Source organism: Streptomyces sp. NPDC006430 (assembly GCF_040612395.1).
Taxonomy (GTDB): Bacteria; Actinomycetota; Actinomycetes; order Streptomycetales; family Streptomycetaceae; genus Streptomyces.
This window is the reverse complement of sequence record NZ_JBEXQA010000031.1, coordinates 46,145-71,236: the sequence shown is the minus strand read 5'-3', so window position 1 is coordinate 71,236 and position 25,092 is coordinate 46,145. Positions and strand designations below refer to the sequence as shown.

Annotated in this window: 29 protein-coding genes and 1 pseudogene; 14 read left to right on the top strand and 16 right to left on the bottom strand. The window is 70.8% G+C overall.

Going from position 1 to position 25,092, the window contains the following annotated elements:
• Positions 1 to 218: 218 nt before the first annotated feature.
• Together argG and ABZZ20_RS30445 are read left to right on the top strand one after the other, a co-directional pair.
• Entirely contained in the window at positions 219 to 1,664 is a 1,446-nt protein-coding gene (gene argG, locus ABZZ20_RS30450; protein WP_356875097.1) for an argininosuccinate synthase, read from the top strand.
• 167 nt (positions 1,665 to 1,831) lie between these two features.
• On the top strand, positions 1,832 to 2,065 hold the full coding sequence (locus tag ABZZ20_RS30445) for a hypothetical protein (RefSeq protein WP_356875095.1): 234 nt from the start codon (positions 1,832 to 1,834) through the stop codon (positions 2,063 to 2,065).
• 64 nt (positions 2,066 to 2,129) lie between these two features.
• On the opposite strand, the gene ABZZ20_RS30440 is transcribed toward ABZZ20_RS30445, so the two are convergent.
• Positions 2,130 to 2,489, bottom strand: a complete 360-nt coding sequence (locus ABZZ20_RS30440) for a hypothetical protein (RefSeq protein ID WP_356875093.1) — start codon at positions 2,487 to 2,489, stop codon at positions 2,130 to 2,132.
• A gap of 404 nt (positions 2,490 to 2,893) precedes the next feature.
• Here ABZZ20_RS30440 and ABZZ20_RS30435 point away from each other — a divergent pair, with 404 nt between their 5' ends.
• Positions 2,894 to 3,229, top strand: coding sequence for a hypothetical protein (locus ABZZ20_RS30435; protein WP_356875091.1), 336 nt, complete (start codon positions 2,894 to 2,896; stop codon positions 3,227 to 3,229).
• 107 nt (positions 3,230 to 3,336) lie between these two features.
• On the opposite strand, the gene ABZZ20_RS30430 is transcribed toward ABZZ20_RS30435, so the two are convergent.
• Complete coding sequence (locus ABZZ20_RS30430; RefSeq protein WP_356875089.1) at positions 3,337 to 4,698, bottom strand: NAD(P)-binding domain-containing protein; 1,362 nt, start codon at positions 4,696 to 4,698, stop codon at positions 3,337 to 3,339.
• 114 nt (positions 4,699 to 4,812) lie between these two features.
• Between ABZZ20_RS30430 and ABZZ20_RS30425 the strand changes: the two genes are divergently transcribed.
• Both ABZZ20_RS30425 and ABZZ20_RS30420 read left to right on the top strand, forming a co-directional pair.
• Complete coding sequence (locus ABZZ20_RS30425) at positions 4,813 to 5,178, top strand: metalloregulator ArsR/SmtB family transcription factor (protein ID WP_356875087.1); 366 nt, start codon at positions 4,813 to 4,815, stop codon at positions 5,176 to 5,178.
• On the top strand, positions 5,175 to 5,669 hold the full coding sequence (locus ABZZ20_RS30420; protein WP_356875085.1) for an N-acetyltransferase family protein: 495 nt from the start codon (positions 5,175 to 5,177) through the stop codon (positions 5,667 to 5,669). Before ABZZ20_RS30425 ends, ABZZ20_RS30420 begins: the two co-directional genes overlap by 4 nt.
• 109 nt (positions 5,670 to 5,778) lie before the next feature.
• Here ABZZ20_RS30420 and ABZZ20_RS30415 read toward each other — a convergent pair whose 3' ends face one another.
• Complete coding sequence (locus ABZZ20_RS30415) at positions 5,779 to 6,534, bottom strand: aquaporin (protein ID WP_356875109.1); 756 nt, start codon at positions 6,532 to 6,534, stop codon at positions 5,779 to 5,781.
• Positions 6,535 to 6,646: 112 nt separating this feature from the next.
• Entirely contained in the window at positions 6,647 to 6,961 is a 315-nt protein-coding gene (locus tag ABZZ20_RS30410; protein WP_356875083.1) for a metalloregulator ArsR/SmtB family transcription factor, read from the bottom strand.
• Between the two features lie 169 nt (positions 6,962 to 7,130).
• Here ABZZ20_RS30410 and ABZZ20_RS30405 point away from each other — a divergent pair, with 169 nt between their 5' ends.
• The gene (locus tag ABZZ20_RS30405; RefSeq protein ID WP_356875081.1) at positions 7,131 to 7,583 is read left to right on the top strand and encodes an arsenate reductase ArsC; all 453 of its coding nucleotides are present in this window, start codon (positions 7,131 to 7,133) and stop codon (positions 7,581 to 7,583) included.
• Between the two features lie 78 nt (positions 7,584 to 7,661).
• On the opposite strand, the gene ABZZ20_RS30400 is transcribed toward ABZZ20_RS30405, so the two are convergent.
• From ABZZ20_RS30400 to ABZZ20_RS30390, 3 genes and pseudogenes are all read right to left on the bottom strand, one after another.
• Positions 7,662 to 9,005 carry a ricin-type beta-trefoil lectin domain protein gene (locus ABZZ20_RS30400; RefSeq protein ID WP_356875079.1) on the bottom strand — a complete coding sequence of 448 codons (1,344 nt, stop codon included), beginning with the start codon at positions 9,003 to 9,005 and terminating at the stop codon, positions 7,662 to 7,664.
• 484 nt (positions 9,006 to 9,489) lie between these two features.
• Positions 9,490 to 9,687 (bottom strand): hypothetical protein, encoded by a 198-nt coding sequence (locus tag ABZZ20_RS30395; RefSeq protein WP_356875077.1) that lies wholly within the window; start codon positions 9,685 to 9,687, stop codon positions 9,490 to 9,492.
• A gap of 256 nt (positions 9,688 to 9,943) precedes the next feature.
• Positions 9,944 to 10,192: pseudogene (locus ABZZ20_RS30390) on the bottom strand (nitroreductase/quinone reductase family protein); the annotation flags it as partial.
• Positions 10,193 to 10,742: 550 nt separating this feature from the next.
• On the opposite strand from ABZZ20_RS30390, the gene ABZZ20_RS30385 reads away from it, so the two are divergent.
• A complete protein-coding gene (locus ABZZ20_RS30385; protein WP_356875075.1) occupies positions 10,743 to 10,943 on the top strand; it encodes a hypothetical protein in 201 nt (66 codons plus the stop codon).
• Positions 10,944 to 11,341: 398 nt separating this feature from the next.
• Here the strand turns inward: ABZZ20_RS30385 and ABZZ20_RS30380 are convergent, their stop codons facing one another.
• The 7 genes from ABZZ20_RS30380 to ABZZ20_RS30350 all read right to left on the bottom strand — a co-directional run bounded on the left by ABZZ20_RS30380 (position 11,342) and on the right by ABZZ20_RS30350 (position 16,462).
• Complete coding sequence (locus tag ABZZ20_RS30380; protein WP_356875073.1) at positions 11,342 to 12,106, bottom strand: PIG-L family deacetylase; 765 nt, start codon at positions 12,104 to 12,106, stop codon at positions 11,342 to 11,344.
• A gap of 133 nt (positions 12,107 to 12,239) precedes the next feature.
• The gene (gene cpt, locus ABZZ20_RS30375) at positions 12,240 to 12,773 is read right to left on the bottom strand and encodes a chloramphenicol phosphotransferase CPT (RefSeq protein WP_356875071.1); all 534 of its coding nucleotides are present in this window, start codon (positions 12,771 to 12,773) and stop codon (positions 12,240 to 12,242) included.
• A gap of 147 nt (positions 12,774 to 12,920) precedes the next feature.
• Complete coding sequence (locus ABZZ20_RS30370; RefSeq protein WP_356875069.1) at positions 12,921 to 13,187, bottom strand: metal-sensitive transcriptional regulator; 267 nt, start codon at positions 13,185 to 13,187, stop codon at positions 12,921 to 12,923.
• Between the two features lie 62 nt (positions 13,188 to 13,249).
• Positions 13,250 to 13,822, bottom strand: a complete 573-nt coding sequence (locus tag ABZZ20_RS30365; protein ID WP_356875067.1) for a rhodanese-like domain-containing protein — start codon at positions 13,820 to 13,822, stop codon at positions 13,250 to 13,252.
• 89 nt (positions 13,823 to 13,911) lie between these two features.
• A complete protein-coding gene (locus ABZZ20_RS30360; RefSeq protein WP_356875065.1) occupies positions 13,912 to 14,658 on the bottom strand; it encodes a sulfite exporter TauE/SafE family protein in 747 nt (248 codons plus the stop codon).
• Positions 14,655 to 15,014 carry a rhodanese-like domain-containing protein gene (locus ABZZ20_RS30355; RefSeq protein ID WP_356875107.1) on the bottom strand — a complete coding sequence of 120 codons (360 nt, stop codon included), beginning with the start codon at positions 15,012 to 15,014 and terminating at the stop codon, positions 14,655 to 14,657. The genes ABZZ20_RS30360 and ABZZ20_RS30355 overlap by 4 nt, the downstream gene beginning before the upstream one ends.
• A 59-nt stretch (positions 15,015 to 15,073) precedes the next feature.
• Positions 15,074 to 16,462: an MBL fold metallo-hydrolase gene (locus ABZZ20_RS30350; protein WP_356875063.1), complete on the bottom strand. Its 1,389-nt coding sequence runs from the start codon at positions 16,460 to 16,462 to the stop codon at positions 15,074 to 15,076.
• 158 nt (positions 16,463 to 16,620) lie between these two features.
• Here ABZZ20_RS30350 and ABZZ20_RS30345 point away from each other — a divergent pair, with 158 nt between their 5' ends.
• Entirely contained in the window at positions 16,621 to 17,016 is a 396-nt protein-coding gene (locus ABZZ20_RS30345; RefSeq protein ID WP_356875061.1) for a DUF302 domain-containing protein, read from the top strand.
• A 67-nt stretch (positions 17,017 to 17,083) separates the two neighbouring features.
• Here the strand turns inward: ABZZ20_RS30345 and ABZZ20_RS30340 are convergent, their stop codons facing one another.
• Positions 17,084 to 18,340, bottom strand: a complete 1,257-nt coding sequence (locus ABZZ20_RS30340; protein WP_356875059.1) for an MFS transporter — start codon at positions 18,338 to 18,340, stop codon at positions 17,084 to 17,086.
• 233 nt (positions 18,341 to 18,573) lie between these two features.
• On the opposite strand from ABZZ20_RS30340, the gene ABZZ20_RS30335 reads away from it, so the two are divergent.
• The 6 genes from ABZZ20_RS30335 (at position 18,574) to ABZZ20_RS30310 (ending at position 24,469) form a co-directional block, all read left to right on the top strand.
• Positions 18,574 to 19,596 carry an ABC transporter substrate-binding protein gene (locus ABZZ20_RS30335; protein ID WP_356875057.1) on the top strand — a complete coding sequence of 341 codons (1,023 nt, stop codon included), beginning with the start codon at positions 18,574 to 18,576 and terminating at the stop codon, positions 19,594 to 19,596.
• Positions 19,586 to 20,749: an iron ABC transporter permease gene (locus ABZZ20_RS30330; protein WP_356875055.1), complete on the top strand. Its 1,164-nt coding sequence runs from the start codon at positions 19,586 to 19,588 to the stop codon at positions 20,747 to 20,749. The genes ABZZ20_RS30335 and ABZZ20_RS30330 overlap by 11 nt, the downstream gene beginning before the upstream one ends.
• Positions 20,746 to 21,537 carry an ABC transporter ATP-binding protein gene (locus ABZZ20_RS30325; RefSeq protein WP_356875053.1) on the top strand — a complete coding sequence of 264 codons (792 nt, stop codon included), beginning with the start codon at positions 20,746 to 20,748 and terminating at the stop codon, positions 21,535 to 21,537. The genes ABZZ20_RS30330 and ABZZ20_RS30325 overlap by 4 nt, the downstream gene beginning before the upstream one ends.
• A 94-nt stretch (positions 21,538 to 21,631) precedes the next feature.
• Positions 21,632 to 22,474 carry a DUF364 domain-containing protein gene (locus ABZZ20_RS30320; RefSeq protein ID WP_356875051.1) on the top strand — a complete coding sequence of 281 codons (843 nt, stop codon included), beginning with the start codon at positions 21,632 to 21,634 and terminating at the stop codon, positions 22,472 to 22,474.
• An 89-nt stretch (positions 22,475 to 22,563) separates the two neighbouring features.
• Complete coding sequence (locus ABZZ20_RS30315; protein ID WP_356875049.1) at positions 22,564 to 23,520, top strand: GHMP kinase; 957 nt, start codon at positions 22,564 to 22,566, stop codon at positions 23,518 to 23,520.
• Positions 23,441 to 24,469: a pyridoxal-phosphate dependent enzyme gene (locus ABZZ20_RS30310; RefSeq protein WP_356875047.1), complete on the top strand. Its 1,029-nt coding sequence runs from the start codon at positions 23,441 to 23,443 to the stop codon at positions 24,467 to 24,469. The genes ABZZ20_RS30315 and ABZZ20_RS30310 overlap by 80 nt, the downstream gene beginning before the upstream one ends.
• 55 nt (positions 24,470 to 24,524) lie before the next feature.
• On the opposite strand, the gene ABZZ20_RS30305 is transcribed toward ABZZ20_RS30310, so the two are convergent.
• Entirely contained in the window at positions 24,525 to 24,950 is a 426-nt protein-coding gene (locus ABZZ20_RS30305; RefSeq protein ID WP_356875045.1) for a subtilase-type protease inhibitor, read from the bottom strand.
• Positions 24,951 to 25,092: the final 142 nt, after the last annotated feature.

The window sequence follows — 25,092 nt, the reverse complement described above, 5'->3', positions numbered from 1 at the left end:
CGCCGACCTCATCACCTCCCGCGCCACCCTCACCGGCGAACACCTCGCCACCTACACCACCACCTGACCCCACCCCCGCCACACAGAAGGGGACGGGCGACTCGTCCTGCGATCAGGCGGTCAGGCGGTCAGGCGGTCAGGGCATGCAGATCAGGGCCGCGGTGCGGCTGGAGTGGACCCGCTTTGCATGGGCATGCATTCTCGTGCATACTTTTCCCATGTCTAAGGTCCTCACCTCCCTTCCCGCCGGCGAGCGCGTCGGCATCGCCTTCTCGGGCGGGCTCGACACCTCGGTCGCGGTCGCGTGGATGCGCGACAAGGGCGCCGTCCCCTGCACCTACACGGCCGACATCGGCCAGTACGACGAGCCCGACATCGCTTCGGTACCCGGCCGCGCGAAGACCTACGGCGCCGAGATCGCGCGCCTGGTCGACTGCCGCACGGCGCTGGTGGAGGAGGGCCTGGCTGCACTCACCTGCGGGGCCTTCCACATCCGCTCGGGCGGGCGGGCCTACTTCAACACCACGCCGCTCGGCCGGGCGGTCACGGGAACCCTCTTGGTCCGGGCGATGCTCGAGGACGACGTACAGATCTGGGGCGACGGCTCGACCTTCAAGGGCAACGACATCGAGCGGTTCTACCGCTACGGCCTGCTCGCCAACCCGCACCTGCGGATCTACAAGCCGTGGCTGGACGCGGACTTCGTGACCGAGCTCGGCGGTCGCAAGGAAATGTCGGAGTGGCTCCTCGCCCACGACCTGCCCTACCGCGACAGCACGGAGAAGGCGTACTCCACCGACGCCAACATCTGGGGCGCCACCCACGAGGCCAAGACCCTGGAGCACCTGGACACCGGTGTGGAGACCGTGCAGCCGATCATGGGCGTGCGGTTCTGGGACCCCTCGGTCGAGATCGCCACCGAGGACGTGACGATCGGCTTCGACCAGGGCCGCCCAGTCACCATCAACGGCAACGAGTTCGCCTCCCCCGTCGACCTGGTGATGGAAGCGAACGCCATCGGTGGCCGGCACGGCATGGGCATGTCGGACCAGATCGAGAACCGGATCATCGAGGCCAAGAGCCGCGGCATCTACGAGGCTCCCGGCATGGCCCTGCTGCACGCGGCGTACGAGCGCCTGGTCAACGCGATCCACAACGAGGACACCCTCGCCCAGTACCACAACGAGGGAAGGCGCCTCGGCCGGCTGATGTACGAGGGCCGCTGGCTGGACCCGCAGGCGCTGATGGTGCGCGAGTCCCTGCAGCGCTGGGTCGGCACGGCCGTCACCGGCGAGGTGACGCTGCGGCTGCGGCGCGGTGAGGACTACTCGATCCTCGACACCACGGGCCCGGCGTTCAGCTACCACCCGGACAAGCTGTCCATGGAGCGCACCGAGGACTCGGCGTTCGGCCCGGTGGACCGGATCGGCCAGCTCACCATGCGCAACCTCGACATCGCCGACTCGCGCGCCAAGTTGGAGCAGTACGCCGGGCTCGGCCTGCTCGGCACAGCGCATCCCGCCATCGGTGCCGCCCAGGCGGCTGCGACCGGGCTGATCGGCACCTTGCAGGAGGGCGGCGCCGAGGCGATCGCCTCCCGCGGCGAGGTCTCGGGTGACGACGAGATGCTGGACCGTGCCGCGATGGAGTTCGGCACGGACTGACCGGCTTCGGGGGGCGAGCGGACGGCTCGCCCCCCGAGCGGATGCACCACCGGGCGGGGCCGGCTCGGGCGCCAGCGGCGTCCGGCCGGCCCTGCCCCGTTGCCGGGACACGCCTGGCAACTGCTGTCGCTGACGCGGTTATCGGTGGGCCGCGCGATGATGGGTGCATGAGCGATGCACGGCGCGCAGTCCGCCACAACCTCCGGTTCGAGAATCACAGCACGGCCGTCGTCCAGGAGGAGGGGCAGACTCGGCCCTGGCCCGTGCGCGTGCCCACGGGAGAGACGACGGTAACCTGCGCCTGCGGCCTGGACACGGGCGCGATCCCCACCGACAACGCCCGCATGCTGTACGAACAGCACCGCTATCTGATCCGCGACGAGATCGCCGCCAACGGCTGACGGCCGGCTCTCAGCGGGTGTCCCGTGGCGCTTCGAGCTGGCCTGACCAGGGCCCTTTGGCCGGTCAGCCGATGCGCAGGGTCACGGTCGCCGCGAATTCGTCGTAGAAGGTCAGGTCGAAGTTCTTTCGAGTGCCCCGGTCGCACGCACGGCGCTCGGCCAGTGATCCTTCGCGGGTCCTGATGTTGACGTAGGCGCACTTGCCGTCGTAACGGGTGTCCTCCACCCAGCCGTAGACCTTCAGCTTCTTGTACTTCCCGCCGGTGCAGGACAGCGTCCAGTGGGCCTGCGCCCCGTCGATCTTGGGTGACGCGGAGGAGGGACAGGTGGCGGCGTTCGCCGGGGTCCCGGTGCTCAGCACCAGTCCCGCGGCCAGAACGGCAGCCGCCATCGCGGAACGGAGGGTCTTCTTCAGTACGGTCATGACCTGCCTTTCTCTGGGGCCTGGACCAGAAACGTAGGGGCATCCTTCGGTTCTGCGGCGCGGTCCTCACCCCAATGAGTGACGAGGTACAGCCCTGCGTGTGACGGCTTCGCCCCGTCATCCGGTCATCCCCGGGCCCTCCCTGCAACCCGAGACGTGGCGGCCCGCTCGCGCTGCTCGTGCCACCGCGCCCCCGGCGTTCCGTCCGGTTCGGTCTCGACGGGACGTGGCCGGTCGGAACGGACCGGCGCCGATGGCCGTCTAGCTCGCCGACGGCAGCGTTGAGGACCGGCCGCCGCACGGACAGCGTTCGTGCGGCGGCCCCCGGCTGGGGCGTGGTCGTCGCAACCGGGCAGGCAGGCCCACGGCCCGCCCGTTCTGTCCGCACCCCCGGGAGACCTGCCGTGCCGTTGACGATCCGCCACTTTCGTGTGTCCGTCCTGTTCCTGCTGGCTGCCGCGCTGCTCGCTGTCGCCGGTCTGTGCTTCTACCAGGGGAAGGCGCCGGGCCTCCTGCCGGAAAGCAGTTGGGGCCCCTGGAGGAACGATCAGCTCGCCGGCTGGTCGACGCACATCCGGGTCAACACCTGGTCCCGCGCCGCCGAAGCCCGAATCAACATGGGCAAAGCCGAGGAGATCATGCTCACCGCGTACGGCGATACGGCACGTGGGGCCAGCGCCACGGGCGACACCGTCTTCACCCTCACCCCTGACGGCAAGCTCACCGCGAACCGGCCTTGAACCGTACCCGGGAACCACGGCCGCGCGAGGAGGCGTGCGGGGTGCGTACAGCCGACCGCCCCCGGCAAGGCGTCGCACGCCTTGCCGGGGGCGGTCCGGAAAAGGGGTCAGCAGCCGGAGACGGGGCGTGCGCCGATGGTCAGCGTGGTGGGTGCGGCGCAGCAGCCTCCACCGGTGGTGTCCCCTGCGGCGGGCTGGTCGAAGAGGCCCGCACCACCACAGACACCGGTCTCGGGCAGGGTGAGTTCGACGCGCTCGGCGGCTTCGTGGTCGCCCGCGAGGTGGGCTGCGATGGATCGGACCTGCTCGTAGCCGGTCATGGCGAGGAAGGTCGGGGCGCGACCGTAGGACTTCATGCCGACGAGGTAGACGTCCTGTTCGGGGTGGGAGAGCTCGCGCTCACCGTGGGGATAGACGGTGCCGCAGGAATGCTGGTTGGGGTCGATCAGTGGTGCGAGCTCCACGGGGGCCTGGAGGCGGGCGTCCAGTGCGAGGCGCAGTTCGGACATGAAGGACAGGTCGGGGCGCAGGCCGGTGAGGACGATGACCTCGTCGACGGGGTCCAGGCGGCGACCGTCCTCGCCGACGAGGACGAGGCGGCCGTCGGCGGCCTTCTCGACGGCGTCGGTACGGAAGCCGGTCACCGCGTCGGCGTATCCCTCGTCGACGGCAGCCTTCGCCGCCAGGCCGAGGGCGCCGCGGGCGGGGAGCTCGTCGGCCGCGCCACCGCCGAAGGTCGATCCGCTGATCCCGCGGCGCAGGATCCAGGTGGCGTGCGTGGCGGTGGCGTCCCCTCCGCTCTTGGCGAGGTCGGCGAGGTGGGCCAGCGCCGTGAAGGCGGAGGCGCCGGAGCCGATGACGGCGGTGCGCTTGCCGGCGTACCGGGCACGGACGGCCGGGTCCTTCAGGTCGGGGATGCGGTAGGTGATCCGGTCGGCCGCTGCCTTCTCGCCGAGGGCCGGCAGTCCGCTGCCGCCGGCCGGGCCGGGGATGGTCCAGGTACCGGAAGCGTCGATCACGGCACGGGCGTGGACGCGCTGCTCGGAGCCGTCCGCGCCGGTGAAGTGCACGACGAAGGGCTGGTCCTCGCGGTCGGCGTCGACGATGCGGTCGCGGTCGGCCCGGGAGACGCCGGTGACGGTGGCGTGGTAGCGGACGCGCGCGCCGAGGGCGTCGGCCAGGGGCTGGAGGTACTGCTCGACCCAGTCGCCGCCGGAGGGGTAGGAGGCGCCGTCCGGCTCGGTCCAGCCGGTGGGGGCGAGGAGCTTCTCGGCTGCCGGGTCGACGACCTCGGACCACGGGGAGAAGAGGCGTACGTGCGCCCACTCGCGCACCGCGGACGCGGCGGCCGGTCCGGCCTCCAGCACCAACGGCTCGACGTCCCGCTCGATGAGCCGGGCAGCCGCAGCGAGTCCGATCGGTCCGGCGCCGATCACGACGACGGGCAGGTCTTGGGTGGATGCGTTCACAACGGGCTCCCGGCTGATTCGACGTCCATCAATGTCTTGGCGCTTCCACAGTGGCACCAGACATCGACGTTCGTCAACATAGACATCCATCGAAGTTCCCCGCAGAATGGGGTCATGACCACGAAGGTGTTGCCGCTGCTGGAGCCGGAGGCCGCGGCGCCGTGCTGCCCGCCCCTGTCGGAGCGCCCCTTGACGGCTGAGGAGGCCGAGCGGAGTGCCGCCATGTTCAAGGCGCTGGGCGATCCGGTGCGCCTGCGCCTGTTCTCGCTGGTCGCCTCGCACGAGGGCGGCGAGGCGTGCGTATGCGACATTTCCGACGTGGGCGTGTCCCAGCCGACCGTCTCCCACCACCTGAAGAAGCTGCGGGAGGCGGGACTGTTGTCCTCCGAACGGCGCGGCACCTGGGTGTACTACCGGGTCGAGCCGTCGGTGCTCGCCGTCATGGGACAGCTCCTGACCCGAGCGGCCTCCGCATCATGAGCATCACGATCACACCGCTGACCGAGGCGCACGCGGACGAGGTCCTGGCGATCTACCGGACCGGCATCGACGAGGGCAACGCCACCTTCGAGACCGTCGCCCCGGCGTGGGAGGTCTTCGCAGCGGACAAGCTGCCGGAGCACCGATTCGCCGCCGTCGACAAGGACGGCAAGGTCCTGGGCTGGGTGGCGGCGAGCGCGGTCTCGGACCGGTGCGTGTATGCGGGGGTGGTCGAGCACTCCGTCTACGTCCACCCCGCCGCCCGCGGGCGCGGGGTCGCCACCCAGCTCCTCACGGCACTGATCGGCTCGACGGAAGCCGCGGGGATCTGGACGATCCAGTCCGGTATCTTCCCCGAGAACCGTGCCAGCCTCGCTCTCCACCAGCGGGCCGGCTTCCGGGTCGTCGGCACCCGTGAGCGCGTCGGCCGCCACCGCGGCGTGTGGCGCGACGTGGTCCTGCTGGAGCGCCGCAGCCCCCGGATCAGTTGACCCCGGACCCGGCCGGGCCTATCGGCTGGCCGGAGCCGGAGCCGGGCGAGCGCGGGCACGGACGGGCGGGTGGAGCCCACCGGGTCGGGCGGCGCCCCGGCACGCAGCCTCAGGCCGCGGGCGCTCCGCCGTCCGCCTTCCCCCGCATGAAGACGACGGCCACCAACGCCAGGCCCACCACGGCGCCGACGAGCTGCACGCCGATGAAGCCGGGCACGGAGGCCGGGGCGATGCCCGCGAAGGTGTCGGTGAAGGCGCGGCCGATGGTGACGGCCGGGTTGGCGAAGGAGGTGGAGGAGGTGAACCAGTACGCGGCACCGATGTACGAGGCGACGGCCACGGGAGCGAAGCGGAGGCGGTCGGTACGCGCCAGGCCGAAAATCAGCAGGATCAGACCGGCGGTGGCCACGACTTCACCCAGCAGGAGGTTTCCGGCGGAGCGGTCGTGGGTGGACCACTTGACCAGCGGCTCGCCGAACATCGCGTCGGCCAGGACGGCACCCGCGACCGCCCCGGCGATCTGCGAGGGAACGTAGACGGCCAGCTCGCGGGCGGTCACCCCGGCGCCCCCGACGCCGGCGCGGCGGGCGGTCCACCATTCGGCCAGGGTGACGGCCGGGTTGAAGTGGGCACCGGAGACCGGACCGAGGAGGGCGATCAGGACGCCGAGGCCGAAGACCGTGGCCGTGGAGTTGGCCAGCAGTTGGAGCGCGACGTCGTCGGTGAGTTCCGTGGCCTGGATGCCGGACCCGACGACGATCGCCACCAGTGCGGCGGTGCCGACGAGCTCGGCGGCGGCACGGGCGACCAGCGGCGTGCGGGGCGGGGTGGCGCCGGGTGCGGGCCGGGGCGCGTCGGCGGTTATGACGACCTCCGCGGCGGGCGGGGTGGCGACGGTCGGGGCGCCGACGGGCTCGGTGGCGGTCAAGGCAGGTTCTCCTCGGGCAAGTGCGGCAGGGCAGACAAGGCCTCGAAGGCTACGGGCAGGACCGCTTGCGGTTCGCACCGGAGGTGGCACGTGCGGTCCGGGCGAGTGCGGCGAACTGACCGGCGAGGGCTTCGATGGTGTCCGGGCGCAGCCGGTAGTAGGTGAACCGTCCGCAGGGTTCCGTCTCCACGACCCCGGCCTCGCGCAGCACCTTCAGGTGGTTGGAGAGGTTCGTCTGCTTTGCACCTGTCTCCTCCACGAGGTGGGTGGTGCAGAGCGTCTCCTCGGCGAGGAGGGTCACGATCCGGAGCCTGAGCGGGTCGGCCAGCACCCGGATCAGATCAGTGTCGACTGACGTCATCATGGACTGATACTGTCACATCACCCAGGGCTGATACCACTCCGAGCTGATCTGATCGGCTCCTTGGACGAGACCGCCTCGACCAGGCCCCTCGCTGCTGCGGGCCGGTCGCGCAGCTCACCCCTGGACGACGGCGCTCCACTGCGATCGACTCGAACCCGAGGAAGAACAGATGCCCCCCTCCGCTCTCCCCCAGCCCGGCGGCCTGAAGGTACCCCCAGCCGCCTCAGTCCTCTTCGTCTGCATCCACAACGCGGGCCGTTCGCAGATGGCGGCCGGGTTCCTTCGCCACCTCGCCGGCGACCGCGTCGAGGTGCGCTCCGCCGGCTCCGTCCCCGGAGACCGGATCAACCCCTCCGCCGTCGCAGCCATGGCCGAACTCGGCATCGACATCTCCGACCAGAAGCCGAAGGTCCTCACCCCCGAGGCCGCACAGGCATCCGACTACATCATCACCATGGGCTGCGGCGACGCCTGCCCCTACTTCCCGGGCAAGACGTACCTGGACTGGCAGCTGGAGGACCCGGCCGGCCAGGGCGTCGAGGCCGTCCGTCCCATCCGCGACGAGATCAAGGGCCTCATCGAGGGCCTCGTCGCCGAGATCGACGCCAAGAGCCAGGCCTGAGCGCGACACGTTCCCGCGCGCGGAGCACCCGGTCCGTGCGCCGTACCGCCCGGGTACGGCGCACGGAAGCGGTCAGGGTTACTTGGGCGTGACCCAGACCTGACGCTTGTTCGTGTTGGCCGTGTAGAGCTGGACCACGGTGCCGTTGGCGGTCGAGCCGCCGGTCACGTCGAGGACCTTGCCCGACGCCACGTGGACGATCTGGCCCTTGGCGTTGACGGACCAGCGCTGCGCCGCGGAGCCGTTGCAGTCGTAGAGGCTGATCTTGTTTCCGTTGGTGCTCGCGTTGCGCGCGTTGTCCAGGCACTTGCCGAACGCACGGAACGTACCGTCCTTGCCCAGGATCCACGACTGTGCTGCGGACCCGTTGCACGCGTAGAGCTGGATCTGCGTACCGTTGGCAGACTTCCCGCCCCTGACGTCCAGGCACTTGGCACCGAGTCCGCTCACCCTGCCCTGCGGGGACAGCGCCGCGCCGGCGCCGGCCGCGAGGTGGCGCAGTCCCTGTAGGTCGAACTGCTGCACGTACGTGCCCGCACGCTTGTCCTGGTAGGCGTAGGCGGGTGAGCACATGACGGGGAACTGGCCGGAGTCGGTCCCCTTGACGCAGTCGCTCTTGTTCAAGCTGCGATTGGCGTGCGCCAGGCCCAGCGTGTGGCCGAGCTCGTGGCTGATGTGGTTGCGCATGTACGTCTCGCCCATGGCGGCCGTCGGCTTGCCGGCCGAGGTGAAGAACTCGTCGTCGATGTAGGCGTGTCCGCTGGTCACGGTGGCGGCCACGGAAGAATTGGTGAAGCCGCAGCTGAGGTTGGCGCTGCCCGAACCGTCGCGGACCACCTTCCATCCCGTACTGCCCATGCTGCCGCCCTCGGCCGGCGGAAGGCACGGGCGGTGCAGGACCCCGATGACCACTTCGCCCTTGGGCCTGATGTAGTCCCAGCCGACCGGCCTCGTATCGACGGTGACCGGCAGGTTCGTGATCCGCCGCAGGTCCGCGGCGGATGCCTGCACATACGGAGCCAGCCAGTCCGCGGACTTCTGGTCATAGAACTTGATCGTGTAGCCGGTCTGCAACCACTGGGTCGCGCCGCTCAGCTTCCATCCCTCGCCCTGCGGCGGTACGGGGGCGGGGGCTGCGGCTGCGACCGACCTCGCCGCGGGCCGTATCGCATCCGCCCCGAGCGACATGACGCCACCCTTGAAGGCCGTGTTGTCGCTGCTGTAGGTCGCGGAGTCCTCGGCGTGGACGTCGGGCGCCTCCGCGGTCGGAGGCACCGTCAGGGAGTCCGCGGCCTCCGTCACGGTGTTTCCGGCATCCCCGGCGTCTTCGGTACCGAACGCGCTGGAGGGGAGCTGCAGACTTCCCACGATCGCCGCCGCGACCGCCGCGGCAACGATGGATATCCGGTGCTTGCCTGTCAATCGCAAGTGCTCTTCGCCCTCTCGTCAAGAATCGCTTCCCCGCCGAGCCGGCAGTGGCACGGGCGGCGGGAATCGATCCGATGATAGGACAGTGCGTCAAAGTCACCTGTAACCGGTCGAGTTGGTGTCCGAGCCCGCCCCCGTCCCACCCGCCCCCCTCGCCACTGCACGTGCACCGGGGCACTTCGCCGGATTCCGACCGCTGGCCTAGGGCAGGGGGCTGGCCGAGGACGCTTCCCCTGCCGTGCGCGCGGAGTTCACGCAATGGAGCGGCGACGGGTACAGCCCCACCTGGATCAGCTGGGCGGAGATCAAGGAGGTCGACTGATCGGAGCCGGCGGAGCAGGCGGACGCCCGGAGCCACGAGTACCGCCGCACCCAGGACGCACCGCATCGAGCGGATGACCCGGCGCCCTGGCCGTTCCGCGTCCGACTCACCGTCCGGTTCGACAACTGAGACGGCGCCAGCAGCGGTCCGCCCGCCTCACGGGTCAACGCCGTTGTTGCTCTGGTTCGCGTTCCGGTGACGGTTCTTCTCGAACCGACGCAACAGCTCGCCCGCGGTGAGCGTCGCCACCGCCGCGCCCCGGGCCCACCGGGGTCCGCCTCGCGCAGCCCAGACCACACATGCACAGCCGCCGATGACGAGGGCGAGCACGCCGAGCAACACCAGTACAGTCACGTCTTCCCCTTGCACGCGGACGGTCCCCTGTTCCCTAGGACGGGGAAACGGCGTCGCTGGTTGGCCGTCGACCAAAAGGTAGTGCCGGTCCGATTCGGACCGCATCACTGCTTGGCCACTGGCCTGTCAGGGTGGCGTGCGGCGATGACGGCCCGCGGAAAGCGGGCCGCCACCGCCGCACGCACCCCTGTCAGGGGTTGTCTTCTGCGCCGGCCCGGGCCGTGTGCGCAGGGGCAGCCGGCGGCCACGGGACCTCACCCTCCCAGCCGTCCGGCTCGGCGCGCTCCAGGACGACGACCGGCAGGAGCCGGGTGGTCCGGGACTGGTAGTCGCCGTACCCGGGAGCCATCTGCACGACGTGCTCGAACAGGGCCCGGCGAAGGGCCCCCTCGGCGGGGACCGCGAGGGCCTGGAAGCACTCGGTTGCGACCTCCACCGTGACGACGGGGTTCCCGCCGTTGGCACGGAATTCATCGATGACGGATTGATTGAATGACGTGGGCATGTAGGTCTTGTGTCTCCGGTTGATGCGATGAGTCCGCAGTAGTGGCTGCGGTCATGGCTGATGGCGGTGTGCACGCAGGACGCAGGTACCGCACGGGCTTTGGCCGGGCGCGGTCTCGTACGGGTACGCGCGGTCTGCGCCCCGGGCGCGGCGCGCAAGCCACCGGGCACGGCACGGCGGCGGGCACACGGCCATTGCGAAGGAAGGTGCAGAGCGAGAAGCGACGTGCGGTTGCGCTACGTCAGATACAGGGTGCGGAGCATGAGCTCATGGCGGACCCCTTGAAGGAAGGGTGCTCGCCCGGTCGCCGACCGGCCCACTGCTCTTTGGTCGGCGCCACGCGGCACCGGCCCCATTACATGCATTCGAAAGCCGCGTGTGTCAACGCAGGAGGCCGCGCGCCTGCGGCGGTTGCGCGAGCGGTACGCGAATGCGGCAGGCTCGGCCATTCGGTTGGGGAAATGCCCGTACTCGGTCGGGCGGCGCGACACGGGAGCGGCTCCCCTCTATTTTCGAGGACGTTCCTTGCCCGCTCGAAAAAGGTGGATCCGTGCGATCTGTACGTTCTCTCGTCACCGTCCTCGCTGCCGGCGTCATCGTCCTCGGTGGTGCGTCCGCTGCCAGCGCCGACGTGAACGTCATCTCTCAGCCTGAAAACTCCTACACGATCGTCTTCGGCGACTGGCTCCAGTTCGCGGGCGACGACGTGTTCAACGCAGGCCACGACAACACGGTCGGTTCCAACAACTGATACCGGAAACCGCCGGCGCCCCCTTCGCCGTACGGCGAAGGGGGCGCCGGCGGCAGGGCTACAGCGACGGCACCGGGGTGGGCCGTGCTGCGGCCCGGACGAGCTGTTCCACGCCGCCCACCCCGAACAGGAGCCAGCAGCACTCGGACACCTACTGGACCGCGTGGACGCAGGCTGCTGACCGTTCGTTCAACAAGATCTGCAACACCGGTTGGTCCGGGGCGTGATGCCCTAACAAGTTTCGGCCAAGGCTCTGTTGTTTGGCCGAAACTCATGTGATGCTGTGCGGACGGCGGCACATCTCCCCACCCCCGCGGAGAAGCCGACGGCCCCGCCCGAGCTCCCCCGCCGGGCGGGGCCGACCGTGACCGCCCCCGCCCCGCCCCTCGTCATGTGGCTCAGGCCGTCAGTTCCGTTCGGCCACCCGGCGTACCGAGCAGGTCGCGGCGGACGTACCACTCGGTGGCCAGCATCTGGTGCCGGTCAGCGGCCGACAGTCCTGCGACCACGGATGGCGCGGCGCCCCGCGCCACCTCGGTGCGGTGTGCCAGGACAGCGGCGACCTTCTGGTCGAGCCAGCGGCTGACGTCGACGGTCGCGGTGACCTGCGCGTCGGGAACGCCGTACCTGGCCTTCCTCGGACCCACGTATCGGCTCATGACCCGGATCGACGAGTGCGGGTGAGTGGCCAGGTACAGCGCGCCGGGCTGCCAGGGCTCGCCGGCATCGGGATGGAACTCGTCGAGGCCGGCCGCTCGGACGGCGAGGGCAGTGACCCGGTGGGTGTGCAGGTGGTCCGGGTGGCCGGTCAGCCCTCCGTACGCGTCATGGGTGACAACGACCTGCGGTCGGAACCGGCGGATGTGTGTGACCACCGCCCGCACCGCGTCATCGAGCGGGACATCGCACCACCGCGCTCTGCCCGGGGCCGAGTGCGATGCGCGGGCATCGGCGTAGCCGAGCATCCGTGGCGCGCCGGCGCCGAGGATCCGCAGCGCGGCGGCCAGTTCTGCGCCGCGTACGGTGTCCGCGGCCCAGGTGGCCGTGACCACCTCGGTCCGGGCGCCCTCGGCTGCGTGGCGGGCGAGAACACCGCCACAGGACAGGGACTCGTCGTCCGGGTGGGCGAACACCGCGAGCAGGCTCGGTAATGGCTGGTTCATGGCCGGTTCCTTCCAGCGCCGCCGCACCACTCCTGGCGGGCGGTGCAGTGCGAGGGTGGAGAGCCTCCAGCCTCGCCCTTGCGGCCGGGGTTGTCTGCCGTCCTGACATCACGCCGACGACTGCGACCGTCGATCAGCTGGTGTGGGCGGCGATGGTTCGCGCGCAGTCCAGGGACTCGGTGTGCGTGGTATCCACCTCCAGGTCGTACGTCACGCCCTCGTGGACCACACGGGCCTGCTTGCCGGCCATGCCCTGGATCCGATCGCCCCGGGCGACCTCACGGGCTGCAGCGACCGCACCCTCACATCTGACGCCGACCCACAGCACGGCCAGTTCACCGAGGGCCTTCTGCCACCGCCGCTGGGAGGCCGCTCCACCGAGGAAGACGTCATCGACGATCACCTTCGCGCCTGCACGGGCCATCGCCACGACGCCTTCCATCCAGGCCGCCTCCAGCGCCCGGAAGTCCGCCCCGACGCTCACCCCGCCGTCCGTGGCGAACTCGATCCCCTCGTCCGAGGTCTGTATCCGCGCGGGCATCGCGTCGATGAGCGAATCGACCCCGAACGCCAACCACGGATCGGGCAGTACGGCCTGGAGGCACCGCACGATCCCGGACTTCCCGGAGCTGGAACCACCGTTGAGAATGATCATTCGAGTCGTCACCGGGCCACCCTAAGGCGCCGGTCGTTCGACACGGAGCGGATTTCCACGGACACCGTCGCGCTGCCGTCGCCCGCTGAACACCGCCGGGCAGGAACAGCGGGACGGCCCGACCTGCGAAAGCAGATCGGGCCGTCTTCCGTGCGGGTGTCAGGCAAGGGTGAGGAAGAGCTTCTCCAGTTCTTCCTCGGTCATCGGGGCCTGGGTCTCGTCCGCGTTGTTCATGCACTGGCGCATTCCGCTTGCGACGATCTTGAATCCGGCGCGGTCGAGCGCCTTGGAGACGGCGGCGAGCTGCGTGACGACGTCCTTGCAGTCACGACCGGCTTCGATCATGGCGATGACGCCCGCGAGTTGCCCCTGAGCCCGGCGCAGCCGGTTGAGGACCGAACTGACTGCTGTTTCGTCGACCTTCACCGAGTGCCTCCTGATGGCGTGCCGTCCCTCTATCGTACCCCAGGGGGTATACAAACCCGCCGTCAGCGGTCGCGGAGGGCGGCGAGGGTGGCTTCGAGATCGCCGGCGTGAGGGCGGTTGTGGGGGAGCTTGGCCAGGATGGCTGCCATACCGCAGGTGTTGGTGAGGGCGGAAAAGACCAGGCCGCCTGCGATGGCGGCGGAGACGAGCTGGAAGGCGGGGTGGATCAGGCCGAGGCCGAGGCCGGCCATGACGACGGTGCCCGCGGTGAGGCGCACCTGCCGTTCCATGCTCCAGGTGGTGCGGGGGCTGCTGTGGGGGTGGTGGAGTTCGCGGCTGTCGGCCGCCCAGGCGCTGGTGCCGCCGGCGAGGGTGGCGGTGGCGATGCCGTGTTGGGCGAGGGCCTTGCAGGCGTTTTCGGAGCGGGCGCCGGAGGCGCAGACAACGAGGATGTCGCCCCGCTCGGCGGCCTGGCGAATGTCGGAGAGCGCGCGCGGGATCTGGTCGAGGGGGATGTTGAGGGCTCCGGGGAGGTGGCCCGTGGCGTATTCACCGGGGGTGCGGACGTCGAGGACGGTCAGTTGGTGCAGGCGGCTGTGCGCCTGTTCGGAGCTGAGGGCGTGGGGGGTGGCCATGACGGGTGGTCCTCCTCGGTGTGGCGACGCCCTGGAGCGGGCGCGGGACGTGCCGTGGTGCCGCCGTGTGGTGGGGGGCGGCTGCGGTGTCAGCGGATCGCGTCGACGAGCATGAAGGCCGCCACGGCCAGCAACACGACGGCGAAGATCCGCTGCAGGGTAGGTCCGGCGATCTTGGCGGCGAGGCGTTTGCCGTCCCAGGCGCCGAGGATCGCGGCTCCGGTGAAGGGCGCGATGACCGCCCAGTCCAGAGGTGCGGCGCTGCTCGTACGGACGGCGAGAGCCGCGAGCGAGTTGACGGTGATGACCAGCAGGCTCGTACCGACCGCCGGCCGCATCCGTAGGCCCACCACACCCACGAGGGCGGGCACGGCGAGGAATCCGCCGCCCACGCCCAGGAAACCGGTGATCGCGCCCAGGCCTGCGCCGGCTCCGGCGGCTCGCGCGGGCCGGACCGTACGGGGCTCCTCGTCGGGCGCGGAGGTCTTCAGCATGCGCAGGGCGGCGAGGCCCGCGACGGCTGCGAACGCGGCCGTCAGCACCGGTTCGGGCACCCGTACGGCGAGGGTGGCCGTCACCACCGCGGGCAGGATGCCGGCCGCGGCGAAGAGGGCGCCCGTCTTCCAGCGGACATTGCCGGACGTGGCGTGGGTGGAGAGGGCGGCGGCGGAGGTCGCAGTGACGATGATCAGGGATGCCGTGGTGGCCGCGGCGGGGGTGAAGCCGAGCAGGTAGATCAGGGCGGGGACGGCGAGTACGCTGCCGCCGCCACCCAGGGCCCCGAGGGCCAGGCCGATGACCGCCCCGGCGACCAGGGCAAGGATGAGGGCGGTCACGCTATCGAACCGCTGCTGCCGCGCTCGTCGACGACCGGCAAGCCGGCTGCCGACCAGGCGTGCATGCCGCCCTTGACGTCGACGGCCTCCGCCCCGCGCCCCGTCAGGATCTTCGTGGCCTGCTGCGAGCGGTGACCGGAGCGACAGATCACCACCAGTGGCCGGTTCCGTGCGGCAGGGGGCAGTTCCCCGCCGGCCATCAGCGCGGAGAGCGGGGCGTGAACGGCGCCGGGCGCATGTCCGGCCTTCCACTCGGCGCGCTCACGCACGTCGAGCAGGACGGCGCCCTCGTCGAGGGTGCGGCGGTGGGCCTGGGCGGGGGTGACGCGGTCGTTGGCGCTACGGAAGAGGAACATCATCGGATCCTTCTGCGATCGGAAGCGGAAGTGGAAGTGGAAGCGGACTGGGCGAGACGTCAGTTGCCGGAGCCGGAGTGGGAGGCGGAGTCGGTCACCAGCTCGAGCCCCACGCTGCGGGCGGCTTCGAAGGAGTCGTCGACGGCGACCACCTCCCGGCCCGCCGCGTCCAGGAGGGACGCGGCGATCCCTGCGCGCATCCCGCCGGCGCAGTGCACCCACACCGCTCCGGCCGGAACCGCGGCCAGACGTTTGTGCAGCAGGTGGATCGGGATGTGCACCGAGCCCTTGATCCAGCCTTCGGCGCGCTCGGAGTCCCGCCGGACGTCCAGCACGATCCGGTGCTCGTACGGGTCCTGGGCTGCGAGATCGGCGAACGTGGCCCGCGGGAAGCCACGCAGTTCGCCACCGGCCGGTATCCACGCGGCGGGGTCGCCGGTGGCGGCGGCGGCCGGGCGGTCGATGCCCACGCGGGCCAGTTCGCGCTGCGCCTTCGCCAGCTGCTCGGGCGACTCGGCCAGGAGCGTGACGGGCTTGCCCCAGGGGATCATCCAGGCGAGGTAAGTGGCGATCTTGCCGTCTGCCTCGAAGTTGAAGGATCCGGCCACGTGACCCGCCGCGAACGCGATGCGGTTGCGCAGGTCCACCACCCATTCCCCGGCGGCCAGGCGGGCCGCGATGTCGGCGGAGTCCGCCACGGCGGGTGGGGTGAGGTCGATCGGCGTCGGTCCCGCGGCGTTGGTCGGTCCCATGTGGGCGTAGTAGGCAGGCACGTCCTCCAGTCCGGCGAGCAGGGACGCGACGAAGGTGTCGACGTCTTGGACGAGGGCGTCATTGCCCGCCTTCTCCTTGCCGATGGTGGTGGCGTCGCCGTCGGCCTGGGCGGAGGAACAGAAGCTGCCGAAGCCGTGGGTGGGCAACACCTCCGTTTCGTCGGGCAGCTCGGCGGCCAGTCGGTGCGCGGAGGCGTGCTGGGCGCGGGCCAGTTCCTCGGTCAGCCTCGGCTCGACGAGGTCGGGGCGTCCGACCGTACCGATCAGCAGGGACCCTCCGGTGAACGCCGCGACCACCGTGTCGTGCTCTTCGAGGACGTAGGAGGTGTGGTGCGGCGTGTGGCCGGGGGTGGCCAGGGCGCGCAACGTGATCCCCTCGTCCACCGTGACGGTGTCGCCGTCGTAGACGGGGGTGCGGGCGAAGGCCACCCGGGCGGCGGCCGGTACCAGGTAGGCGGCGCCGGTGACGCGGGCCAGGTGCAGGCCGCCGGTGACGTAGTCGTTGTGGATGTGGGTCTCCACGACGTGGGAGATCCGCACCCCCCGCCGAGCCGCCACGGCGAGCACCTGGTCGATGTCGCGGGGCGGATCCACCACCACTGCGGTGTGTGCGCCACCCGCCAGGTAACTGCGGTTGCCGAGCCCTTCCACTGCAAGGGTGTCGATGAAGAACACGCTGTCGCTCCGTCTCGGAAAATTACCCCCTGGGGTATACATACGAGCGTAGCATGGGTACCCCAGGGGGTATTTTCCGGCGTAACAGGAACCACGGAAGCCCCATGGCCAGCCCCTATCCGCGGGCCACGCCGCATCACGCACGAAAGGGACGCCCCATGCGCTACGACCGCACTGTCCGCCTCACCAGCGACTTCACCACCACCGTCGCCGCTGTCCGCGAGGCCCTGGCCGCACAAGGCTTCGGGATCCTCACCGAGATCGACGTCACCCACACGCTGAAGGCCAAGCTCGGTCACGACATGGAGGACTACGTCATCCTCGGGGCCTGCAACCCGCAGCTCGCCCACCGGGCACTGGACACCGACCGCACCATCGGCCTCCTCCTGCCCTGCAACGTCGTGGTCCGCGCCGAGGGCAGCGAGACCCTGGTCCAGGCCCTCGATCCGGACACCATGGTCACCCTCACCGGTCTGCCCGCACTGCAACCGATCGCCGAAGAAGCCGGCCGGCGACTGGACGCCGCACTGGCGGCCCTGACCGACCGCACCTGACCCCCGTTACGCCGACGTCACCGCCCGGCCCCGGCCATGACGGCCGGGGCCGGGCGGTGCAGAGTGTTCAGGCGGTCGCGGCAGGTGTACGGGCGAAGTGGCGCGCCGTGGGCACCAGCGCCGCGGCAGCCGGGACGAGGAAACAAGCGGCGGCGCACACCGCGAGTACGGGTGTGATCCCGAAGACGTCGATCGCCGGCGCGATGAGGGCAAGGCCGACTGGGGCCAAGCCGTAGGAGACCAGGAAGTCCAGCGAGGAGACGCGCGCCAGCTTGTCCGGTGCGACCTCTCGTTGCGCCGCGGTGAACCACGGCACGTTGAACAGCTCGATCCCGATGCCGGCGACGGCGTACGCGACGATCACCACGGCGGGGTGCACGGGCAGTGCGAGGCCGAGGGGCGCGAAGCCGTAGGAAGCAAGACCTGCGAACGCGGCCCAGCCCTGCGCGCGGGGCCGCCAGCGGGCGATGACCAGGGCTCCGGCGAGCGCACCGACGGTGTACGCGGTCATGGCGGCGGCCAGCACCCATTCCGTGCCGTAGCGGTCGCGGCTGACCAGGGGCAGGGCGACGCTGGTCGCGGAGTAGCCCAGCGCGATGACCGCCGTCAGCGCGCCGAGGCCCGCGAGGAACCACGGATGGCGCCGGGCCTCGCGTATGCCGTCCACGAATTCCGCGCGCAAGGAAGCCCGCGGGGCCGGTTCGCTGGCGGAGGCGGCCTCGGCGCCCCGGCCCGGCACGAGGGCGGCGACGAGCCAGAGCAGGCCGATGCCCAGCAGTAGCGTCCGGATGTCGAGGTGGGCGGCGAGCAGTGCGGCCAGGGCGGGGCCGGCCAGGGTGGAGCTGCGGACCGCCAGAGTCATGGCGGCATTGGCCTGCTGCCTGCGGTCCGGGGCGACGGTCTCGGCGGTGAGTGCCTGGAAGGCGGGTCGGCAGGCGCCTTGGCCGGCTCCCGCCAGGACGGCGGCCAAGGTCATCAGCGGTACGGACCGCCCCAGTCCGGCGGCGAGCAGCGGGGCGGCGACCGCGGCGGCCAGCGCCGCCCAGAGGACGACCGCCCGGCGGGAGTGACGGTCGGCGAGTACCCCGCCCACCGTGACGGAGGCGAGGAACCCGGCGGTCCGGGCGGCGAGGACCAGGCCGAGGCCGGCCGGGCTGAGCTCCCGGTGCAGCACGGCCAGGCCGAGGACGAAGGGCAGCGCCCAGGTGGCGAGCCCGGAGGCGGTGGTTCCAGACCACAGGCGCAGAAAGGCGAGGTCCCGCAGGACGGAACGCTTCGGGGGCGGAACCGTATCGGTCACGGTGGGCGCGGATGAAGTCGCCACGGGGTGGTGCTCCTTTGTTCAGGGGTCGGCGCGGTCGGCCCGCTCGGGGGTCGAACGACCATCGCCGCCAGGGCTGTTGGCACGGAACTCGTCGGCGTGCGCGCGGGCGTGCGGCTCGGTGAACTGCACCCCGGAAGTCGTTAATGAAAACGACAACCATTACAGTACCCTTCGAACGCGGCACTCCTGCCCGGTGCACGACAACACCCACGCCCTTTCAGACCGGAGAACCCATGCGTCATCCCGCCCGCTTCGGCATAGCCCTCGCCGTCGCCCTCGCGACCGCGGGCTGCTCGACGAGCACCAACGGATCCACTTCGGCCGACCAGTCCGCTGCATCGACCGCTAACAGCGCGAGGTCCGTCACCAGTTGCGGCCGACAGTTGTCCTTCGAGGACCCGCCCGAGCGCGCCGTGGCCCTGGACCAGACGTCGACCGAGATCCTGTTGGAACTCGGACTCCAGGACCGCATGGCCGGAACGGCCAACGTGAAGACGAAGATCCCCCCACAGTACGGGGCCGCCTACGCCAAGATCCCCGTCCTCGCCCCGAAGATCGTCACCAGCGAGCAACTGCGCGCCGCCACGCCTGACTTCGTCGTCGCCGGATCCGCCGACCTCTACACCAAGGACCGGGCGGGCACCCGAGAGGAGCTGGGCGCCCTCAAGGTCCCCACCTTCGTGAGTGCCGTCGACTGCCCGCAGCAGAACGAGGCCGGCAAGGGCCCCTTCGACCTGCTCTTCGCCGACTACGAGAACCTGGGCACGGTCTTCGGCGTCGAGGCACGCGCCGGAAGGCTCGCCGCCGAGCAGCGCACGGCGCTCGCGCGGGCCCGGGAGCACGGCTCGAAGGTCAAGGACCGGCCGACCGTCGTCTACCTCTACTCCGTCTTCAACGGCATGCCCTACGTCGCAGGCAAGACCGGTCTGCCCAGTGAGATGAGCCGGATCATCGGGGCGCAGAACGCCTTCGACGACCTAAGCGAGGACTGGCCGGAGGTTTCCTGGGAGGAAGTAGCCGAGCGCAACCCCGACGTCATCGTCATCGGCGACCTTTCCGAGCGGGGCCGGCCGGGTGACAGCGCCGCCGAGAAGCGCGCGGCGATGGCCGGACACCCGGTGATCTCCCAACTGGCCGCCGTACGCAGCAACAAGATCATCGAAGTCCCGGGAATCGAACTGGACCCGTCCGTACGCTCCGTGCACGCGCTGGACCTACTGGCGGCGGGAATGAAGGACCTCGGGTATGACCGCTGACCCGACCGCCCGTACGGGGCCCGTGGATCTGCTGCACCCGGCGGCGCGCCGGTCGGCGATGCTGACCGTGACGGCCGAGACGACGGACGCGAAGACGGACGCGACGGCTGCGGAGTCTCCGCCACCGCTCGCGCCCGGCCGGTCAGGACCCGCCCGGGCGGGCCTGCTCCTCCTTTCGGCGAGCGTGCTGGCCGCCTCGGTGGCCGCATCCGTACGGATCGGCACGACGCACGTGGGGTGGGCCGACCTCTCCAGGGTGCTCGGCGCCCGACTCGGCCTGGCCATACAGCCGTTGCCGCCGCTCGTGGACTCGCTCGTCTGGGACCTGCGGGTCCCGCGCGTACTGATGGCGGCCCTGGTCGGCGCGTCGCTCGCCGTGTGCGGCACCGTGCTCCAAGCCCTCACCCGCAACGCACTCGCCGACCCCTACCTCCTCGGCGTCTCCTCGGGCGCCTCCACCGGCGCCGTGACCGTCGTCGTCCTCGGCATCGGGGCGGGCACGCTCGGCATCACCGGTGGCGCACTGACCGGTGCACTGCTCTCCTTCGGACTGCTGATGCTGCTGCTGCACCGGACCGGGTTGGACTCGCACCGGATCGTGCTGACCGGTGTGGTCGTGGGCCAGCTCTTCACGGCACTGACCTCATTGGTCCTCATGGCCTCGGCGGACGCCGACACCACGCGCGCGGTCACCCACTGGTTGCTGGGCTCGATGGCCCCGGCCCGCTGGGACGCCGTCGTGGTCGCCGCGATCGTCACGCCGCTCGGGCTGGCAGTGGCCTGGAGCTGCTCGCACGCCCTCGACGGGCTCGCCTTCGGCGCCGACACCGCCGCGTCCCTCGGCATCGGCGTACGGCGCACCCGGCTGGTGCTGCTCGTGGTGACCGCCGTGCTGACCTCGGTGGCCGTCGCGACCGTGGGCGCCATCGGGTTCGTCGGACTGATCGTGCCCCACGGGGTGCGGTTCCTGATCGGCCCGCTGCACCGGCTGCTGCTCCCCCACGCGGCGCTCGCGGGCGCGGTCTTCCTGGTGTGGACGGACGCACTGGCGCGCGTCGCCTTCGCACCGCGCGAGGTGCCGGTGGGCGTGATCACAGCCCTGCTCGGTGTACCGCTCTTCCTCGTCGTGCTGCGCAGGAGGGGGGAGCTGTGAGGATCACCGCCGAACGGCTGAGCTGGTCGGTGGCGGGCAGCCGTCTAGTCCACGAGGTCACGCTGGACATAGCCCCCGGCGAGACCGTCGGGCTCCTCGGACCCAACGGGTCGGGGAAGTCGTCCCTGTTGCGCTGCCTGGCCGGCCTGCGCACCCCGGACGCGGGCACCGTTGCGTACGACGGCCAGTCCGTACGCGGGTGGGACGCCCGCCGCATCGCCCGGCACGTCGCCTTCGTCGAGCAGGACTCGGGCCCCGACAGCGATCTCCGCGTGGTCGACGTCGTGGGCCTGGGACGCACCCCCTTCCGGGACCGCTGGCGCGGCGCTGATGCCGCCGACCGGGCCGTCGTCGCCGCCGCCTTGGACCGCGTGGGACTCAGGGCGCTCGCCGGCCGTTCCTGGCGGGCCCTGTCGGGCGGCGAGCGGCAACGCGCCCACATCGCCCGCGCGCTGGCCCAGCAGCCGTACTGCCTGCTGCTCGACGAACCCACCAACCACCTCGACGTCAAACACCAGTTGGAACTGATGGAGCTGCTCGCCGGCACCGACCAAACGGTCCTGGTGGCGCTGCACGACCTGTCACTGGCAGCCCGGTACTGCGACCGGCTGCTGCTGATGCAGCACGGGCAGTTGGTCACCTCCGGCACCCCCGAGTCCGTACTCACCCCTGAGCGGCTCGCCGAGGTCTTCGAGGTCGATGCCGAGCTCGCAGCCGACGCTCTGGGCAACCTGACGGTCGCCTACAGACGCCCCGCACACACCTCCCCCGCCGAACCCAGCCCATGAGCGCCATGAGAACCACGGGTCCATGACGACTGCAACCACGACAACCCCTGCGACCTCTACGACCTCTACGACCTCTACGACAAGGAATCCTGCGATGAGCACATCCAACACCGCGGTACAGACCGTGGCATCCCTGACGGACTCCGTACTGGCCGGCGAGCACGGCCCGTTGCCCCGCGAACGCGTCGCGACGAGCGTGTTCTGGATCCACCACGGCACCCGGCTGGCCGGCGGCGACACCACCTACCTCAACCAGTACGTCCTGGTCCGCCTCGGTGGCTCCTTCGGCGGCTGTGCCTTCGAAGCCGGCGAGATCGACCCGGCCATCTGCCGGGAACACACCGGCGCCCCGCTCGACGTGCTGCTGCGCGAGGCACCCCGCCCCCTACGGATGGCGGCGCTCGACGCCTACCTCGCCGAGGTGCACCCGCACCGTGCCGCTGCCGAAGCGGGCGCGGCCGAGCAGGTCATCCTTCCGGCCGGGACCCCCGAGGTCCGCGCGACGGCCCGGGACGCGGCCATCGCCGGGTTGCTCGACATCGAGGAAGGTACGAAGGTCGGGCTCATCGGCGTCGTCAACCCGCTGGTCGCCGCGATCCGCGCGCGTGGCGGCGTACCGCTGCCCTGCGACTTCAACCTGAGGTCAACCCAGTGGGGCGACCCGGTCACGACGGACATGCACGAGGTCCTGGAGCGGGCGGAAGCCGTCGTCGCCACCGGAATGACGCTCAGCAACGGCTCGTTCGACACCATCCTCGAACGCTGCCGCACGCGCGGCATCCCGCTGGTCGTATACGCGCAGAGCGGCAGCGCCGTGGCCCGCGCCTTTCTGGGGGCGGGTGTGACCGCGCTCTCCGCAGAACCCTTCCCCTTCTCCCAGTTCAGCGCCGACCCGACCCCGCTGTACCGGTACCGGACGGCGGTGAACGGCGCGTGATCCCGGCCGCCCGTCGGGCCGTATCCGGTGCCGGTGCCGGTGTCCTTCCCACTGGTACCGGGTACGCCTCCTGCCACCACGGCGAGATCTTGCAGGGCGTCTTCCGCGACGCCGCCGGGCAGCGGTGCGCCGGGCTGGTCACGTTGCCGATGGCCGGACTGGGCAGCCGTGCCACGTTCGTACGCGATCAAAACGCGGCTGCGGAACAACTCGCCGTCCTGCCCACCGACCGCACGAAGGCCCGGCGGGCGGCGGCCCTGGCCGTCGAGGAATGCGCGCGGCAACGCCGGGAGCCGTCCTGTGGCGGAGTACTGCGACTGACGGGGGACGTACCCGTGGGGCTCGGCATGGGCAGCTCCACCAGTGACGTCATCGCCGCCATCCGCGCGGTCGCGGGGTCCTACGGCCTGTCCCTGGGCCCCGCTACGGTCGCCCGGCTGGCGGTGCGGGCCGAGCTGGCCTGCGATCCGCTGATGCTCGACGACCGCCCGGTGCTGTTCGCCCAACGCGAGGGGCGGGTCCTGGAGGTCCTCGGCCCCGCCCTGCCGGACCTCGTCATCGTGGGCTGTGCGCTCGGTGGGGGCGCGCCGGTGGACACCCTCTCGCTGCCCGTCCGGGTCCACGACGACCACGACGTACGCGCCTACGAACGGCTGCGCACGCTCCTACGGCGGGCCGTGGCCACCGGCGACGCCGTGCTCCTCGGCGAGGTCGCCACCGCCAGCGCCTGGCGGGGTCAGCAGATCCTGTGCCACCCGGAGTTCGAAACGCTCGCCGAAATCTCCCGCCGGGTGGGGGCGACGGGCGTGCAGATGGCCCACAGCGGCGCGGTCGCCGGCCTGATCTTCGATCCCGCAGCGCCGGGCCTGGAGCACCGCGTCCGCACGTGCGTACGCGCACTGGACAGCAATGGCATCCCCGCCACCCGGATCTTCACGACCTTCCCCACGAGCAAGGAGCTCCGAAATGGACCAGCACATCGCGGAGTCGATCGGCCGGCCGGACCTCGTACGTCTCGACGACCGACTCGTCTGCCTTCGCTTTGAAACCATGAAGGTGGTCTCCGCCCTGGCAGCGGTCCGTCACCTGCTCGACTCCGGAGCCGTCCGCCGCGGGGACACCCTGCTCGACAGTTCGAGCGGGATCTACGCCTACGCCCTCGCTCTGGCCTGCCACCGCTACGGGATGCGCTGCCACATCGTCGGCTCCTCGACCGTGGACCACACCCTGCGCACCCAACTCTGCGTGCTGGGGGCGACGCTGGAGCAGATGGAACCGTGCAGCGACCTCAAACTCGACCAGAAGCGCCGGGTCGAACGCATCCACGAGATCCTCGTCGCACACCCCGAGTACCACTGGATGCGCCAGTACCACGACGACATCCATTACCTCGGCTACCGCGCCGTTGCCGACCGCATCCGGCAGTCCACCGGCACCGAAGCCCTCACCCTCGTCGGCGGTGTCGGTTCAGGAGCCTCGACCGGAGCCCTCGCCCGCTACCTCCGGGAGGACTCCCCCGACGTCGAACTCGTCGGCGTGCAGCCGTACGGCAGCATCACCTTCGGGTCCGAGCACGTGGCCGACCCGGAGATCATCATCGCCGGCATCGGCAGCTCCATCCCCTTCGGGAACGTCGACCACGCGCTGTACGACACGCTCCACTGGATCTCCTTCGACGCCGCCCTCACCGGGGCCGTCGACCTGCTGCGCCGGCACGCCGTCTTCGCGGGGCTCTCCACCGGAGCCGGCTACCTCGCCGCCCGTTGGGAACACGACCGCGCCCCCGAGCGGACGGTCCTGTTCATCGCCGCCGACACCGGCCACCGCTACGTGGACACCGTCTACGCCCGCCACCGCGAGGCCGCTCGGCTCGAAGACCTGACCCCCCGCGCTGTGGCGACGCAGGCCGACCTCGTGCTCCCCTGGTCGCGCATGCACTGGAACCGCTCGCCGGCACCCGGCCCGGCACTCGCCGCGGCCCGTTGCCCTGGATGACGGCTCCTGCCCGGGACGGCCCGGCCGGCGGTGGCCGGGCCAGCACGGGGTCGGATCAGAACGCGAAGACGGCGTTGCCGTTCAGGGTCGCCGACATGACGCAGGCGTTGGAGAACGTGTGCTTCCACGCGACGCGGCTGCCCTGCCACACGCCGTCCGCGGTGATGGTGACGGGGTCGTAGTGCATCGGGCAGGCCCGGTCCGGGTTCGGGGCGGCCAGTAGGCGGTCGAAGGAGCCGCCGGTGGAGTTCAGGGCCGTACAGGCGGCCTCGGGGTCGGGGTGCGTCCCGAGGGCGGTCGGCATGCAGCTGAGGGTGGACGCCCGGACGACGGTGGCGGTCGCGGCGTCGTCCCCGTGGCCGAGGGTGAAGACCATGGCGGACGGGGCGTACAGACTCGTGGGCTTGGCCTCCGCGACCCCCGTGGCGCCGGCCAGGCAGAGGAGGGCAGCGGCAGAGACAGCGGCTAAGCGGTGACGCACGGCAAACTCTCTTTCGATTCAAAGGTTGAACGCGATTCTTGCTTGCACTATCGCGCCCTGACGCAGTGAATCCTGTCCGACTCGAAGGAGAGATGCATATCCATGGCCGTTTTACGGACACTGCGTTCGCATATCGGTGACC

What these genes read in the sequence shown, in the direction of transcription:
- argG (WP_356875097.1), top strand. Translation starts at nt 219, where the DNA reads ATGTCTAAGGTCCTCACCTCCCTTCCCGCCGGCGAGCGCGTCGGCATC.
- ABZZ20_RS30445 (WP_356875095.1), top strand. Translation starts at nt 1,832, where the DNA reads ATGAGCGATGCACGGCGCGCAGTCCGCCACAACCTCCGGTTCGAGAAT.
- ABZZ20_RS30440 (WP_356875093.1), bottom strand. Translation starts at nt 2,489, where the DNA reads ATGACCGTACTGAAGAAGACCCTCCGTTCCGCGATGGCGGCTGCCGTT.
- ABZZ20_RS30425 (WP_356875087.1), top strand. Translation starts at nt 4,813, where the DNA reads ATGACCACGAAGGTGTTGCCGCTGCTGGAGCCGGAGGCCGCGGCGCCG.
- ABZZ20_RS30420 (WP_356875085.1), top strand. Translation starts at nt 5,175, where the DNA reads ATGAGCATCACGATCACACCGCTGACCGAGGCGCACGCGGACGAGGTC.
- ABZZ20_RS30410 (WP_356875083.1), bottom strand. Translation starts at nt 6,961, where the DNA reads ATGATGACGTCAGTCGACACTGATCTGATCCGGGTGCTGGCCGACCCG.
- ABZZ20_RS30405 (WP_356875081.1), top strand. Translation starts at nt 7,131, where the DNA reads ATGCCCCCCTCCGCTCTCCCCCAGCCCGGCGGCCTGAAGGTACCCCCA.
- ABZZ20_RS30380 (WP_356875073.1), bottom strand. Translation starts at nt 12,106, where the DNA reads ATGAACCAGCCATTACCGAGCCTGCTCGCGGTGTTCGCCCACCCGGAC.
- ABZZ20_RS30365 (WP_356875067.1), bottom strand. Translation starts at nt 13,822, where the DNA reads ATGGCCACCCCCCACGCCCTCAGCTCCGAACAGGCGCACAGCCGCCTG.
- ABZZ20_RS30355 (WP_356875107.1), bottom strand. Translation starts at nt 15,014, where the DNA reads ATGTTCCTCTTCCGTAGCGCCAACGACCGCGTCACCCCCGCCCAGGCC.
- ABZZ20_RS30345 (WP_356875061.1), top strand. Translation starts at nt 16,621, where the DNA reads ATGCGCTACGACCGCACTGTCCGCCTCACCAGCGACTTCACCACCACC.
- ABZZ20_RS30335 (WP_356875057.1), top strand. Translation starts at nt 18,574, where the DNA reads ATGCGTCATCCCGCCCGCTTCGGCATAGCCCTCGCCGTCGCCCTCGCG.
- ABZZ20_RS30330 (WP_356875055.1), top strand. Translation starts at nt 19,586, where the DNA reads ATGACCGCTGACCCGACCGCCCGTACGGGGCCCGTGGATCTGCTGCAC.
- ABZZ20_RS30320 (WP_356875051.1), top strand. Translation starts at nt 21,632, where the DNA reads ATGAGCACATCCAACACCGCGGTACAGACCGTGGCATCCCTGACGGAC.
- ABZZ20_RS30310 (WP_356875047.1), top strand. Translation starts at nt 23,441, where the DNA reads ATGGACCAGCACATCGCGGAGTCGATCGGCCGGCCGGACCTCGTACGT.